Genomic DNA, 13,853 nt, shown 5'->3' on the forward strand with positions numbered 1-13,853 from the left:
CTGCAGCGTACTCGGCCATGCCTTTGAAGGGGGGGGCGCCGATCCCGCCGTCGCCGCCTTCAGCCAGATGTAACCGGCCGTCGGTGGTTGAGCCTGTCGAAACCGATCTCGACAGGCTCGATCACCGAAACCACAACCAGACAGGACGTCACCATGCAGTACACCCACCTTGGCCGCTCCGGCCTGCAGGTTTCCCGCCTGTGCCTCGGCACGATGAACTTCGGCCCGCAGACCGAAGAAGCGGCCGCGCACTCCATCATGGACTCCGCGTTGGAGTCCGGCATCAACTTCTTTGACACCGCCAACGTCTATGGCGGCACCGGCCGCCGCGGCTGGACAGAGGAAATCATTGGCCGCTGGTTTGCCCAGGGCGGCGAGCGCCGCGAACGCACCGTGCTGGCCACCAAGCTCTACGGCACCATGACGGACCGGCCCAACGAGTCTAAGCTGTCCGCCCTGAACATCAGGCGGGCGCTGGACGCCAGCCTCAAGCGGCTCCAGACGGATTACATCGACATCTACCAGTTCCACCACGTCGACCGGAACACGCCCTGGGACGAAATCTGGCAGGCCATGGACGTGGCCGTCCAGCAGGGGAAGATCCTCTACGCGGGCAGCAGCAACTTCGCCGGCTGGCACATCGCCCAGGCACAGGAGTCCGCTGCCCGCCGCAACTTCACCGGCCTGGTCAGCGAGCAGTCCATCTACAACCTCCTGACCCGCAACCTGGAGCTGGAAGTCATCCCTGCCGCGCAGCAGTACGGGCTGGGGCTGATCCCCTGGTCGCCGCTGCACGGCGGTTTGCTGGGCGGCGTGCTGAAGAAAGAGCGCGACGGCGTCCGCCGCACCGAAGGGCGGGCGGCCGAGACGCTGAAGAAGCACCAGGACCAGATCCGCCAGTACGAGGACCTGGCCGACGACCTCGGCCATGAGCCGGGCGACGTCGCACTCGCGTGGCTGTTGCACCAGCCCGCGGTCACCGCACCGATCGTCGGTCCCCGTACACAGGAACAGCTTGACGCCGCCATCCGGGCCCTCGACGTGAAGCTTGACGCTGATGCGCTCAAGCGCCTCGATGACATCTTCCCCGGCCACCGCACCGCCCCGGAAGACTACGCCTGGTAAATCGTTGGCAGACCGTGCCTTTTGACATCTGTCCAAAGCGGCTCCGATAGGAAAGACTTTTGAGATGGCGCTTTCACCAGTGATTGAGCTCAATGACGGACACAGGATTCCCCAGATCGGGCTGGGGACCTGGCCGCTGGACGACCAGCAGGTGGCTGCCGCCGTCGTGGACGCCGTGGAAGCCGGGTACCGGCATATCGACACCGCGGTGAAATACGGCAATGAAAAAGGCGTGCGGAACGGCATCCGAGCCAGCGGCCTGGACCGGTCGGAAGTGTTCATCACCACCAAACTGGACGGTGAATTCCAAGGCCAGGAGAGGGCCCTGGCAGGACTGGACGGGTCACTCAAGCGCCTCGGGCTGGACTACGTGGACCTGCTTTTGATCCACTGGCCGCTCCCCCGGCGGGATGAATTCATCTCAACGTGGAAAACTTTTGAACGGTTGCAGGCCGCCGGAAAAGCACGGTCAATCGGCGTCTCCAACTTCAAGCCGGCGCACCTAGAACGGCTCATGGCCGAGTGCGATGTTGTGCCGGCCGTCAACCAGATCCAGGTCAGCCCGGCTGTCACCCGGATAGTGGACATCGCCTACAACAGACGGCATGGGATCGTCACCGAGTCATACAGCCCGCTGGGTGCGGGCAGCGACCTCCTGAACGCCCCAGTACTGGGGAAGATCGCCGAAAAGCATGGCAAAACCCCCGGCCAGATAGTACTCCGCTGGCATATCGACCAGGGCCTCGTCGCCATCCCCAAATCGGCCAATCCACAGCGCATGAAAGAGAACCTGGACATCTTCGGTTTTGCGTTGGACGCGGACGACACATCCGCCATTGCAACGCTGGACGGAGGTGACGAGTCCGGGGTTAATTCCGACGTTCAAGGCCACTGAAAATCGGCGCTCCCAGAAATTCACAGGTCCGCCGACTGGCAGATTAATACTAAGCATGATTAGTATTAGGTAGAAGGATGTAGCGTGCCCGGGATCCGGGCACCTCCTCAATGAAAGAAGAAGGAACGATAAAATGGGTTTTTTCGCATTTCTGATTCTGGGCCTTATCGCCGGAGCAATCGCTAAGGCAATCCTCCCCGGCCGTCAGGGCGGTGGCATTTTCATCACCCTGCTCCTGGGCGTCGTAGGTGCATTCCTCGGCGGCTGGATTGGCAGCCTGCTCTTCGGTGTTGGCATCAACGAGTTCTTCTCGCTGTCCACTTGGCTGCTGGCCATTGGCGGCGCGATCATCGTCCTGCTTGTTTACGGCATGATCACCAAGCGCACGGCCCGCTAAAGCGGAGTCCGGCCTGAGAAACGGCCCCGGGATTTTTCCTGGGGCCGTTTTTCCATTTATGGCCCCCTCATCTACGGCCTTGCATCTATGGCCTTGTATCTACGGGCGTTCCCCTACGGGGTTCACCCGCGCACGGATTCGCCCGAGTACGGATTCTCACGGAGCAGGAGTACATCATGAAAGCAAAACTTCTTTTCGGTACCGGAGTAGCAGCGGGCTTCGTCCTGGGCTCCAGGTCCGGCCGCGCCGCCTACGAGAAAATCAAGGCGAGGGCTGCGGCGCTCTGGGACAGCAAACCGGTCCAGGACAAAGTCGCGGCAGCAACCGAAGCGGTAAAGGAAAAGGCCCCCGAAGTGTCAGACCAGCTGACCGAGGCAGCCCGCCGTGCAGGCACGGTCATCAGTTCCGCTGTCCACCGCGACAAGGCAGGCGCCTCGGACCACACGGCTAAAACCGCAGTTCCCGCGGCAGAAAGCGACTTGCCCGCCGGCGACTACGTGCCGTCCCACAGCACGCATCCGGAGACCGTCAATCTGGGCACTGCGGATGGCAACGTCCCCGACGTCACCAGCGATCCGGCCCGCAATGACTCAACCGGCCAGGACTGGTCCGACGAAGGCGGCGCCACGCCCGCCGGCGCCGCCATCAACACGAACCCCGAGCGGACCTAACAAACCCGACAGCAGTCACACCGACCCGTCCGGACCCTTGGTTCCGGGCGGGTCGGCCCGTTCCTGCCAGTTTTGACCGGCCTTGCCACCCTGGACTCGCGCTCCGTCAGCCGGGCTCACAACGGCCCGTCCTCGGGTAGCCAAGCGTCCGCCGCAGCGGTCCGCCGCAGCGGTCCGCCGCAAGGGTCCAAAGAACCTTGCCGGGGGACGGCGCGGAATTCTAGAATGTGGATGGCTAAGCAGTCAGCCATTGAATCCTCGGTCCGGAGTGAATTCATGAGCTTTCGACGCCTGGCCCCCGCCCTCCCGGCTTCTGCGGTGCGGGCTGTCGCCCGGCGGCGGCCATGAACGGCTGGAACCTGGACACGTCCGGTTCAATCGGCCACAACGCCGTGACCATCGTTGAAGGATCATCTTTCTTCATTTCTGCCGGCAACGGCGACCTGGATCCCGGCATGGCCCATGGTGTTTTCTACCAGGACACAAGGATCCTGTCCCGCTGGAACCTGCTGGTGAACAACCACGTGGTGGAAGGGCTCATGGCGGTGACCCCGGAACCGTACCGGGCCGTCTTCACCGGCCGAGCGCCGCAGCCTGACGGGGCCGCCGACCGGCCCATGGTTATTGAGCGGGACCGGCAGGTGGGCGACGGCATCCGCGAGACCCTGACCGTGCGCAACTATTCCAACTCCCCGGCGCCCTGCAGCGTCAAATTGGCGGTGGAGGCGGACTTCGCGGACCTGTTCGAGGTCAAGGCCGGCAGGAAAACCCGCCAACTGCGCCCCTCCCACCGGCCGGAAGGCGACCGGCTGGTTATCAGCGGCCGCCACAACAACAGGTTGCTGGGCGTGACAGTACGCGCGCCCGGGGCAGACGTGAACCGCCACGGCGTGATGTACAAGGTGACTGTTCCCGCGAAGGGTTCATGGACCGCGACCATAGTGGTGACACCCAGCTCCGACGGCAGCGAACCGGCGGGCAGGTTCTCCGCCAGCACACCGCAACACGAATCGGCTCCCGCCCTCCGCCACCGGACCTGGGGCGCCGCTGCGCCGGTGATCAGCATGGACAACCCCTCGCTCGAAAGGATCCTGCGCCAGAGCCAGCGGGATCTGGGCTCCCTGCGGATTGCAGACCCCGCCCATCCGGACCGCACCGTGGTCGCGGCGGGCGCACCGTGGTTCATGGCGCTCTTCGGCCGCGACTCCCTGCTTACCTCGCTGATGGCGCTTCCGGTTGATCCCGCCATTGCCCTGGGTACGCTGCAGACGCTTGCCGAATACCAGGGCCAAAAGATCAACAAGCTCACTGAGGAGGAACCCGGACGGATCCTCCACGAGGTGCGCCTCGGTTCAGGCGCCGCCCTGTCGTTGGGCGGCGCCAAGACGTACTACGGGACGGTGGACGCCACCCCGCTGTTCGTCACCCTGCTGGGTGAAATCAGCCGCTGGGGACTGGAGCCGCGGGCCGTGCAGGAACTCCTCCCCAACGCGGACCGTGCGCTGGACTGGATCACAAACTACGGGGACCGTGACGGGGACGGTTTTGTGGAATATGAGCGCGCCACACGGCACGGCCTCCTCAACCAGGGTTGGAAGGACTCCTACGACGGAATCAACTTTGCGGACGGGACCCTCGCCGAACCGCCCATCGCTTTGTGCGAGGTCCAGGGCTATACCTATAGCGCGTACGTGGCCCGTGCCCTGCTTGCCCTCGACGCCGGTGACGGCGCGCTTGCCCGCAGCTGGGGTGACCGTGCCGCAGCACTGAAGGAGGAGTTCAACCGCAGATTCTGGCTGCCGAAGCGCGGGTACTTCGCGGTGGCCCTGGATAAGGACAAACGGCCCGTGGATGCTTGCGCCTCCAACATGGGGCATTGCCTGTGGTCGGGAATCGTCGATGACGAGAAGGCACCCCTCGTGGCCCAGCGCCTGATGGAACCGGACATGTTTTCCGGCTGGGGTGTCCGCACACTGGCTTCGACCATGGGCGCGTTCAATCCCGTGAGTTACCACAACGGCTCCGTGTGGCCGCATGACAACGCCCTGATTGCTGCCGGGCTGATGAGGTACGGCTTCATCGAAGAATCGCAGCGGGTGGCCATGGCCCTCTTCGACGCCGCGGAGGCATTCGGCGGCAGGCTGCCCGAGCTTTTCTGCGGTTTCCCGCGCGAATCAGGCAGGCCCCCGGTGTCCTATCCGTCGTCGTGCTCTCCGCAGGCCTGGGCGTCGGCCAGTCCCATCCACCTCATCCGCGTCCTGCTGCGCCTTGATCCTTCTGCACCTACCGGCCGGCTCTGGTTGAGCCCTGCCTTCCCGGAAGGATTCGGCTACCTGAAGAAGGAACAAGTGCCGCTGGCAGGTTCCCGCCTGACCATCGAGGTTTCGCGTAACGCCGCCCACGTGACGGGGCTGCCGGCCTCAATTGAACTGCACCTGGGGACGCAGGAACCCCTGGCGGACCTCATCCGGGTCCGCCATGACCCCGGCCGGAGGGCCGGCTGATGTAGGAGGCACTATGCATATTGGCATCCTGGCACCACCATGGATTCCCGTTCCCCCGCCGAGCTACGGCGGGACGGAATCCGTGGTCCACACCCTTGCCGCGGGGCTCGCGGAGGCAGGGCACGATGTTGTGCTTGCCGCCTCGAGCGACAGCACGTGTCCCGTTCCGAGGGTTCCGGGCCTCTCCGATTCGTCCGAACTCAGCATGGACTCGGGACGGCAGGAGATCCTGCACGTCCTGCGTGCCTACGAATCCATGGCGGACGTGGACATCATCCACGACCACACGCTGCTCGGTCCGCTGTGCCAGCGGGACAGGCCCGACGTTCCCCGCGTCACCACGTTGCACGGGCCTTTCGACGACGAACTGACGCTGATCTACCGTGCCATGCAACGGGAGACAGCACTCGTGGCCATCTCGCATCATCAGGCCTCCACGGCCTGCGGGGTAAAGGTGGACGCCGTGATCCACCACGGGATTGACGTCCGGGGCATCCGGTACAGCCCGTCGCACAACGACGGAGCATGCTTCCTGGGACGGATGCATCCGAACAAAGGCCTCCTGCAGGCCATCATGGTGGCGCGCCGAGCGGGCATCCCGTTGCGGATCGGCGCCAAGATGCGTGAGCCGTTTGAGCTGGACTACTTCCACGACGTGATCGAACCCCTCCTGGGCGCGGACGTTGAATACCTCGGCGAGCTGGGGACGGCGGACAAATACCGGCTGCTTGGCGAGTCCGTGGCCCTCCTGAACCCGATCCAGTGGCCGGAACCTTTCGGGATGGTGATGATCGAGGCCCTGGCCACCGGCACCCCGGTGGTGGCCACCCGCCGGGGGTCCGCTCCGGAAATCATCAACGACGGCGAAACAGGGTTCCTGGCGGACAGCGTCGAGGCCCTCGCGAAGGCACTTCAGGGCGCCGCCCGGCTGCGCCGCAGCGACTGCCGGCGTGCGGCCGAGCAACGCTTCAGTTCCCAGCGGATGGTCCGCGAGTACCTCCGGTTCTACTCGGAGCTGCTCACGGGATCACAGCGGGCTGCCGAGGAAACGGCCGCCGCCGGATTCTGAGCCACTGCCGGTTCTGAGCCACTGCCGGTCTGAGCGGCGCTGCCAACGGCGGCTGTGCCGATCGCTACTGTGGCGTCCACGTCCGGGTCGCTGGCCAGCCGGGCCGTAAGCCCTGCCCGTCGCATCAGTCCGATAGTCTGCCTCGCCTGCCCCCGGCTCGTTTCGATCAGCACGTGCCCGCCCGGGGCAAGCCAGGCCGGCGCCTCCGCGATGACCCTCCGCTGGATGTCCAGCCCGTCCGGACCGCCGTCCAGCGACATCCGCGGTTCGTGCGTGCGGGCTTCCGGAGGCATGGTTCCGATCGCCGCAGTGGGCACGTAGGGGGCGTTGGCCACCACGACGGCGATTCGGCCCCTCAGCCGGGACGGCAGCGGTTCGAAGAGATCGCCCTCATGGACGTGTCCGCCAAAGGGCTCGATGTTGCTCGTGGCGCACAGTACTGCGGCCGGATCCAGATCCGAGGCGTACAGTTCGATTCCGTCAGCCCGGGCTGCCAGTGCCACCCCTACGGCCCCGGAGCCGCAGCACAGGTCCACGACGACGGCCCGCCCGACGACGGCCCGCCCGGCGGCGCGCCGCCCGCCGTCGGAAGTCCCGCCGTCGTGCATGCGGAGCAGCTGCTCAGCCTGCCGGACCAGGAACTCGGTGCGGCGGCGGGGGACGAACACTCCGGTGGCGACACCGATGCGGAGTCCGCAGAATTCCGCCCAGCCGAGGATGTGCTCCAGGGGCAGCCCGGCGGCGCGCCGTTCGATCATTGTTTCCAGCTCCGCGGCCGAGGCGGCAGCGTCCGTCAGCAGGCCGGCTTCCTCCTCGGCAAACACGCAGCCTGCGGCCCTGAGGCGGCGGACGGCGTCCTCCGGATGGCCGGGCGACCCGGCCCGACCGGGCCGAAATGAGCGTTCTGGCGGCAAGAGCAGGCTCCCTCAGCTGCGGGTCGGTGGGTCTCATGCTACCCAACGGGAGGGAATGCAAAGGGCTCGTGTTTCCGTCGCCCGGCCATCTGCCTAGATCATGCGGCGGGCCTGGCGGTCCATCTGGTTGGCGTCCAAACGCAAAAGCAGCGCCGACCTCTCCTGAGGGCGGCGCTGCTTTCGGTTGTTACTGCTTTCGGTCGCTGACGCGGCCGGGCTAGCTCGACGCGGCCTGGGTTAGCTCAGGGTCGCGGTGTCGATCACAAAGCGGTACCGGACGTCGGAGGCCAGGACGCGTTCGTAGGCCTCATTGATCTTCTCGGCCGGGATGACTTCGATCTCGGCACCGAGGTTGTGCTCGGCGCAGAAGTCGAGCATTTCCTGGGTCTGGCGGATGCCGCCGATCATGGAACCGGCGAAGGAGCGGCGGCCGCCGATGAGCGCGAACGCGTTCACCGGGAGCGGTTCCGCCGGCGCACCGACGTTCACCAGCGTGCCGTCAAGTGTCAGCAGTTGCAGGTAGGAACTGATGTCGATCGAAGCGCTGACCGTGTTGATGATCAGGTCGAAGCTGCCGGCCAGGTCGGCGAAGGTGTTTTCGTCGCTGGTGGCGTAGTAGTGGTCGGCGCCCAGTTTCAGGCCGTCTTCCTGCTTCTTAAGTGACTGGGACAGCACGGTGACCTCGGCGCCCATGGCGTGCGCGATCTTGACGGCCATGTGGCCGAGTCCGCCGAGTCCGACGACGGCCACCTTCTTGCCCGGGCCTGCACCCCAGTGGCGCAGCGGCGAGTAGGTGGTGATGCCGGCGCAGAGAAGCGGTGCGGCGACGTCGAGCTCGATGCCTTCCGGGATCCGGACCACGAAGTCTTCGGTCACCACGACGTGGGTGGAGTAGCCGCCCTGGGTGATGGTGCCGTCGCGGTCCACCGCACCGTAGGTGCCGGTGTTGCCCTTGAGGCAGTACTGCTCCTCGCCCTTCTGGCAGTTGACGCATTCGCGGCAGGAATTCACCATGCAGCCGACGCCGACGCGGTCGCCCACGGCGTGCTTGGTGACTTCGGCGCCAACCTCGGTGACGATTCCGGCGATTTCGTGGCCCGGTGCCAGCGGGTACTGCTGGGGTCCCCAGTCACCGCGGACGGTGTGGATGTCCGAGTGGCAAATACCGGCGTACTTGATCTCGATCAACACATCGTGTGGGCCGACGTCGCGGCGTTCGATAGTGATGGGGATCAGGTCTCCGTCAGCGGACGGGGCGGCGTAAGCGTTAGCGGCAAGCAATATGTTCTCCAATGTTGGGTGTTCGTTGGATTCGTTGGGTATGAAGTTCGGTTCGGGTGGCTGAACATCAGTGTCAGGGACGGATCAGCACTCTGAGCGCTGTGCGGTCGGCCATCGCCCGGTAGCCGACAGCGACGTCGTCGAGGGCCACAGTGTGGTCAAACACCATGCCGGGCTGGATTGTTCCCGAGAGGATGTCCGGCATGAGTTCTTCGATGTGGGCCCCGGCCGGGGCCACGCCGCCGGTCAAGGTGATATTGCGCATCACGGTGCCAAAATTCATCGGCACATCGGTGTACTGGGCAGCTCCCACCCTACCAACGGCACCGCCGTCGCGCATGGGAATCCTTTTAAGGTGTTGATGGATAGCTGGACCCGGCTGCTTAGCCGGCGTGCGCCGTCGTCGGCTGCTCATTCGCCGGCTGTTCAGCCGGCTGTTGTTCTGCAAGAACTTCCTTGAGCGCCGTAACGGCGGTGATGGCGTTCGGCCAGCCGGCGTAGAACGCAAGGTGGGTGAACATTTCGACCAGTTCATCGGGGGTGACGCCGTTCGCGAGGGCGAGCCGCAGGTGGGAGGGCAGCTGGCCGGTGCGGTAGAGCGCCGTCAGCGTAGCAACGGTGATCAGGCTGCGGTCGCGGGGCGAGAGGCCGGGCCGTTCCCAGACATCGCCGAACAGGACATCATCGGTGAGCTGGGCTAGCTTGGGCGCGATGTCGCCCATCAACTGCTGGGCCCGCGACGGGGTTTCTGTTGCCATGGTGCTGCTCCTTAGGAAGTTTTCGCTGCCTATCCAGCAAACCCCTTAGCAACCGCGCGGGGAAGGTTCTGTTGATACAGGTACTGGCAGGGCCTCCCTGCCGCCCGCGAAGGCTCCTAGTGTTGAACCGGTGGAATGCCGCCCCCACAGGGGCGGGCAACCAGCGATTGAGGAGAACTGTTGGAAATCCAGCCCAAAACGCCAAGCAACAAAGGACCGGCGGAAATGTTCACCGGCGACGTCTGGTTCGACGTCATCGCGAAGGGCGAGGCACCCTCGCAGCTGCGCGTGAACATGGTCCGCTTCGCCCCGGGCGCGCACACTGCGTGGCACTCGCACGCGAACGGCCAGACCCTGCATGTCACCGAAGGCCGCGGCCTGGTCCAGGCCCGCGGCGGCGAAGTGATTGAGATCCGCCCGGGCGACACCATCTACACGCCGCCTGGTGAAGAGCACTGGCACGGTGCCGCCGCGGACCACTTCATGTGCCACCTGGCCATGTGGGAAGCCCTGGGCGACGGCCAGGAGGGCCCGGAAACAGCGTGGGGCGAGCACGTGACTGACGAGGAATACAGCGCTAAGTAGCTGGACTGGTTTGCAGCGCGGCTGGCAGGACTGGCTGGACTGGCGGGACTGTTCGTCGGGGTGGTGACGGGGCCGGGCCAAGCGGCGGGGCTAAATTGTCGTAGGTCGCTGGCAGAGTTGTCCCATGGAGGTCTTGGGGGAACTCGCTGCAGGAGGGGCGTTGCGGTGGGCGGCATTGCCCGCCGCCGGTTCTGCTGTTCGGCTCTCTTCCGGTCCGGGCCTGCGCAGTGTCCCCGCCGGTCTGCAGCCTTCTCAGGCGTTGGCGTCCGACGGCGGCGGGGCCGGTGATCTTCCCCGGAGCCTTGAGCTGCTCAAACGTGCCAGTTCGACGGCGGTCGAGGACGCCGGGGTGATGGGCTTCCGGGAGGCTGCCGACTTCGCGGCGAACGTTGAGGAAATCGCCCGGACCATGGAATACCTGCAGGTGGTCGCCGCCGGGGCCGTGGACCGGACCCGCTGCCAGGCCTCGGCTGCTGCGGGTTCTGCGAGGGCCGGCTCGGGTGCCGCGGTTGGCTGGACCACCGGGTGGGGCGAAGCGACAGCCGTGCACGGGCCCATCGGCTGGGCCACCAGCCCGGCGGATGCAGGGAGTGACCCGGCTGCAAGCGGTCCGGCTGCCGAGGCGCCCGCGGGAACTGCAGCTCCTGCGACCCGGGAACCGGATCCGGCCGATGACGGCTGCCGGAACACTGCCGAGTTCCTTCGCGCGAGGTTGCGGATCGGTGCCGGCGAAGCCCGCCGCCGGCTGGCACTGGCGGAGGCGGTCCTGCCGAGGACCGGGATCACCGGCCACCCCCAACCCCCGGACCAGCCCGAGCTCGCCGTGGCCGTGGCGTCCGGGACCGTAGGCTCCCGGTCCGCGACCATCATCACCCTCGCCCTGGACCGGGTCCGCCACCACGCCACCGAAGACACCACCGCCCGGATGGAACACGCCCTGACCCGCGCCGCGGCAGAGCAGGACACCGACTTCGTCGCCCGGATCGCCCGGCAGTGGACGGACGCGATCGACCAGGACGGCACCGAACCCACCGAAACCGAACTCCGGCACCGCCAGGGCGTGTTCCTCCGCCAGCCCCGCCACGGACTCCAGCGGATGGAAACCCTCGCCACCACGGAGCAAACCGAACACCTGCTCACCGCCATGAACACGGCCACCAACCCCCGCACCCAACCAAGCGCCGGCGCCGACAGCGGCGCAGAGCAGGACCTGGGCCTGGACCTGGACCAGCGCACCCGTCCGCAGCAGCTCCTCGACGGCCTCGTCGGCGCCTGCAAAACAGCCCTGACCACCGGCACGCTCCCCGCCGCGGGCGGACTCCGGCCCCAGGTCATGGTCACCATCGACTACCGCGACCTCCTCGACCAGCTGGAGAACCTCGAGCACACCACCGCGACCTCAGGCACCATCGAGAGGACCGGCACCACCGGCATCCCGGGCACGGGCTCGTTCACGTTCACCGGCCCCGTCACCGCCGCCACCGTCCGGAAGATCGCCTGCGACGCGGACATCATCCCCGTCCTGCTCGGCAGCCAGGGACGGATCCTGGACATCGGCCGCACCACCCGGGTCTTCCCGCCCCACATCCGCAAAGCCCTCACTGCCCGTGACCAGGGCTGCGCGTTCCCGGGCTGCAGCATCCCCGCACCGTGGTGCGAAGCCCACCACATCACCTACTGGTCACACGGCGGAACCACCAGCACCGACAACGGCGCCCTGCTCTGCAGCCATCACCACCACCTGATCCACAAGGAACAGTGGCAGATCCACGTCAAAACCGGGGTGCCCTGGTTCATCCCGCCACCCCACATCGACCCACGCCAGGTCCCGCGACGAAACAACTACTTCCGACTCGAGTGAGACGGCAGCAGCTGAACCGAGACATCCCGGGAACCGCGAAACGGGCAGCGTCCTCGGCGGCACCGAGCTGAATCCGTGCCGTTCGGCGAGCGCCGGCCCTGAACGCAGGGTGCTATCGTGGCAAATCGCGGTGCGCCGGGCTACAAGGGACGCCAGCGTGCCGAGCAAAACAGGGGGAGCAACCCGTGAAATCCATTCCGCCAAATCCAGCCCGGGTCCTGTTCTACGGCGTCACGGGCAGCGGCAAGTCTTCGGCCGCCCACGCGTATGCTGCTGCTTCCGGGCTTCCGGAGTTTTCCGCCGACGACGACATCGGCTGGCTTCCCGGCTGGCAGCAGCGCAGCGTCGAACAACAACGCGAGATCGCGGCGGACGTGGCGGCCCGCGATTTCTGGGTCCTGGACAGCGCCTACGGCGTCTGGCGCGACATTGTTGTACCCCGGGCGGAACTAGTTGTAGCGCTGGATTACCCCCGGTGGCTGTCGCTTGGCAGGCTGACCCGCCGCTCGGCCCGCCGAGTCATCACCAGACAGCCCGTTTGTAACGGAAACGTGGAAACGCTGGCGAGGCTTTTTGCCAGGGACTCGATCTTCTACTGGCACTTCAACTCGTTTGCCAGGAAAAAGCGGGTCTTCAGGGAATGGCAGGCCGATCCGGACATGCCACCGGTGCTGGTGTTTCGCAAGCCCAAGGAACTGGACCACTGGCTGACGCACATCGCAACCGCCACAGGCCCGGTGGATGCCACCGGAGAATCCGGCCGGCCCAAAATGTGAACCAGACGCGTTGATGCTCCTGCACCAGTAAGGTGCGGGAACATCAGACAGCCACGCTATTTCTTCCCGAAGAGGCCGCCCAACAGCCCGCCGAGGCCGCCGTCGTCGTTCTTTCGCTCCTCGACGCGCTCCTCGACGCGGTCCTCGGCCCGGTCTTCGGTGCGCTCACCGGGGAGGTCGACGTCGATCAACTCGCCCGGAACGGGAGCGCCGCCCTGCGGCATCGGCTGACCCAGCGGACCGGTGGGGCGCTGCGGCGCCGAATCCTTGACGGTCTCCGGTACCACATCAGTACGGGACTGCTGCCCGCCTTGCGTGCCCCCACCGAAAATGCCGCCAAGGATGTCGCCGAGGCCGCCCTGACCCCCGGCGCCGCCCTGCGAACCGCCGCCAAGAATGCCGCCCAGGATGCCGCCGAGATCGATGCCCCCGGGCCCGCCGGCGCTGCTCGAAGAGTCGCCGCCGGCCACCCCGCCGCCTGCTGGCGCGTTCCGGCTGCCGAGGATCTTGTTGGCGAGGTAGGACATCACGATCGGCGCCAGAATGGGCAGGAGCTTCCGTACGAGGTCTCCGCCAACGCCGCCCAGGTTGGCCGTCCCTGCGAGCTGGCTGGCCACTTGGTCCTGCTGGCCGCCGAAAACATGGCTGACAATCTTCTCGCCGTCGGACGTGTCCACCTGCGAGACGTCCACACCGCCGTCAATGAGCCCGTCCTGGTGCTGGGCGAGTGCCGACTCCAGGGAGGCTGCACCATCCGGCGCCTGTGCGTTGCTCTGCATGCCTGCAAGGAGGGTGGGCACCGCGGCCTCGACAGCGGCCTGGGCGGACGCCCTGTCCGTGCCAAGCAAGCCGGCAATCTGGTCAACAGGAATCTGTTCCAAAATCTCGCGGATGTCAGTCATAGGACTCTCCTTCGGCCCGGCGGGCAGCGCGGGCATCGTTGGCTGCGGCGCGCAGCTGCGTCGCCGGATGCTGCCCTTGCATCCTAGTCCGGGGCGGGAGGCCGGGGAAGGAAAG

Annotated in this window: 14 protein-coding genes; 9 read left to right on the forward strand and 5 right to left on the reverse strand. The window is 66.2% G+C overall.

Annotated elements, in window-relative coordinates; all coding sequences use genetic code 11:
* The first annotated feature begins 153 nt into the window (after positions 1 to 153).
* The 6 genes from AC07YR_RS10945 (at position 154) to AC07YR_RS10970 (ending at position 6,661) form a co-directional block, all read left to right on the forward strand.
* Positions 154 to 1,125, forward strand: a complete 972-nt coding sequence (locus tag AC07YR_RS10945; RefSeq protein ID WP_436056410.1) for an aldo/keto reductase — start codon at positions 154 to 156, stop codon at positions 1,123 to 1,125.
* A 64-nt stretch (positions 1,126 to 1,189) separates the two neighbouring features.
* Positions 1,190 to 2,020 (forward strand): aldo/keto reductase, encoded by an 831-nt coding sequence (locus tag AC07YR_RS10950; RefSeq protein WP_494733952.1) that lies wholly within the window; start codon positions 1,190 to 1,192, stop codon positions 2,018 to 2,020.
* 133 nt (positions 2,021 to 2,153) lie between these two features.
* Positions 2,154 to 2,417, forward strand: coding sequence for a GlsB/YeaQ/YmgE family stress response membrane protein (locus tag AC07YR_RS10955; RefSeq protein WP_011690132.1), 264 nt, complete (start codon positions 2,154 to 2,156; stop codon positions 2,415 to 2,417).
* Between the two features lie 176 nt (positions 2,418 to 2,593).
* Positions 2,594 to 3,088: a hypothetical protein gene (locus AC07YR_RS10960; RefSeq protein WP_436056408.1), complete on the forward strand. Its 495-nt coding sequence runs from the start codon at positions 2,594 to 2,596 to the stop codon at positions 3,086 to 3,088.
* Between the two features lie 344 nt (positions 3,089 to 3,432).
* Positions 3,433 to 5,592 carry an amylo-alpha-1,6-glucosidase gene (locus AC07YR_RS10965; RefSeq protein WP_494733953.1) on the forward strand — a complete coding sequence of 720 codons (2,160 nt, stop codon included), beginning with the start codon at positions 3,433 to 3,435 and terminating at the stop codon, positions 5,590 to 5,592.
* 13 nt (positions 5,593 to 5,605) lie between these two features.
* Positions 5,606 to 6,661: a glycosyltransferase family 4 protein gene (locus AC07YR_RS10970; protein ID WP_494733954.1), complete on the forward strand. Its 1,056-nt coding sequence runs from the start codon at positions 5,606 to 5,608 to the stop codon at positions 6,659 to 6,661.
* On the opposite strand, the gene AC07YR_RS10975 is transcribed toward AC07YR_RS10970, so the two are convergent.
* The 4 genes from AC07YR_RS10975 to AC07YR_RS10990 form a co-directional block, all read right to left on the reverse strand.
* The gene (locus tag AC07YR_RS10975) at positions 6,598 to 7,485 is read right to left on the reverse strand and encodes a putative protein N(5)-glutamine methyltransferase (RefSeq protein ID WP_494733955.1); all 888 of its coding nucleotides are present in this window, start codon (positions 7,483 to 7,485) and stop codon (positions 6,598 to 6,600) included. The two genes, AC07YR_RS10970 and AC07YR_RS10975, sit on opposite strands and share 64 nt — an antisense overlap.
* A gap of 327 nt (positions 7,486 to 7,812) precedes the next feature.
* A complete protein-coding gene (locus AC07YR_RS10980; protein WP_494733956.1) occupies positions 7,813 to 8,856 on the reverse strand; it encodes an NAD(P)-dependent alcohol dehydrogenase in 1,044 nt (347 codons plus the stop codon).
* A 73-nt stretch (positions 8,857 to 8,929) separates the two neighbouring features.
* On the reverse strand, positions 8,930 to 9,196 hold the full coding sequence (locus tag AC07YR_RS10985) for a hypothetical protein (protein ID WP_494733957.1): 267 nt from the start codon (positions 9,194 to 9,196) through the stop codon (positions 8,930 to 8,932).
* Between the two features lie 43 nt (positions 9,197 to 9,239).
* Positions 9,240 to 9,614: a carboxymuconolactone decarboxylase family protein gene (locus AC07YR_RS10990; protein WP_436056402.1), complete on the reverse strand. Its 375-nt coding sequence runs from the start codon at positions 9,612 to 9,614 to the stop codon at positions 9,240 to 9,242.
* A gap of 180 nt (positions 9,615 to 9,794) precedes the next feature.
* On the opposite strand from AC07YR_RS10990, the gene AC07YR_RS10995 reads away from it, so the two are divergent.
* The 3 genes from AC07YR_RS10995 (at position 9,795) to AC07YR_RS11005 (ending at position 12,836) form a co-directional block, all read left to right on the forward strand.
* Entirely contained in the window at positions 9,795 to 10,199 is a 405-nt protein-coding gene (locus AC07YR_RS10995; protein ID WP_436056401.1) for a (R)-mandelonitrile lyase, read from the forward strand.
* Positions 10,200 to 10,323: 124 nt separating this feature from the next.
* The gene (locus tag AC07YR_RS11000) at positions 10,324 to 12,060 is read left to right on the forward strand and encodes an HNH endonuclease signature motif containing protein (RefSeq protein WP_494733958.1); all 1,737 of its coding nucleotides are present in this window, start codon (positions 10,324 to 10,326) and stop codon (positions 12,058 to 12,060) included.
* A 185-nt stretch (positions 12,061 to 12,245) separates the two neighbouring features.
* Positions 12,246 to 12,836, forward strand: coding sequence for a P-loop NTPase family protein (locus AC07YR_RS11005; RefSeq protein ID WP_436057196.1), 591 nt, complete (start codon positions 12,246 to 12,248; stop codon positions 12,834 to 12,836).
* Positions 12,837 to 12,892: 56 nt separating this feature from the next.
* Here the strand turns inward: AC07YR_RS11005 and AC07YR_RS11010 are convergent, their stop codons facing one another.
* Positions 12,893 to 13,738, reverse strand: coding sequence for a DUF937 domain-containing protein (locus AC07YR_RS11010; RefSeq protein ID WP_494733959.1), 846 nt, complete (start codon positions 13,736 to 13,738; stop codon positions 12,893 to 12,895).
* Positions 13,739 to 13,853: the final 115 nt, after the last annotated feature.

The organism is Arthrobacter sp. GW460-12-1-14-TSB2, assembly GCF_059423525.1.

Coding starts and splice junctions, on each gene's coding strand:
- AC07YR_RS10945 (WP_436056410.1), top strand. CDS start 154: ATGCAGTACACCCACCTTGGCCGCTCCGGCCTGCAGGTTTCCCGCCTG.
- AC07YR_RS10950 (WP_494733952.1), top strand. CDS start 1,190: ATGGCGCTTTCACCAGTGATTGAGCTCAATGACGGACACAGGATTCCC.
- AC07YR_RS10955 (WP_011690132.1), top strand. CDS start 2,154: ATGGGTTTTTTCGCATTTCTGATTCTGGGCCTTATCGCCGGAGCAATC.
- AC07YR_RS10960 (WP_436056408.1), top strand. CDS start 2,594: ATGAAAGCAAAACTTCTTTTCGGTACCGGAGTAGCAGCGGGCTTCGTC.
- AC07YR_RS10965 (WP_494733953.1), top strand. CDS start 3,433: ATGAACGGCTGGAACCTGGACACGTCCGGTTCAATCGGCCACAACGCC.
- AC07YR_RS10970 (WP_494733954.1), top strand. CDS start 5,606: ATGCATATTGGCATCCTGGCACCACCATGGATTCCCGTTCCCCCGCCG.
- AC07YR_RS10985 (WP_494733957.1), bottom strand. CDS start 9,196: ATGCGCGACGGCGGTGCCGTTGGTAGGGTGGGAGCTGCCCAGTACACC.
- AC07YR_RS10990 (WP_436056402.1), bottom strand. CDS start 9,614: ATGGCAACAGAAACCCCGTCGCGGGCCCAGCAGTTGATGGGCGACATC.
- AC07YR_RS11000 (WP_494733958.1), top strand. CDS start 10,324: ATGGAGGTCTTGGGGGAACTCGCTGCAGGAGGGGCGTTGCGGTGGGCG.
- AC07YR_RS11010 (WP_494733959.1), bottom strand. CDS start 13,738: ATGACTGACATCCGCGAGATTTTGGAACAGATTCCTGTTGACCAGATT.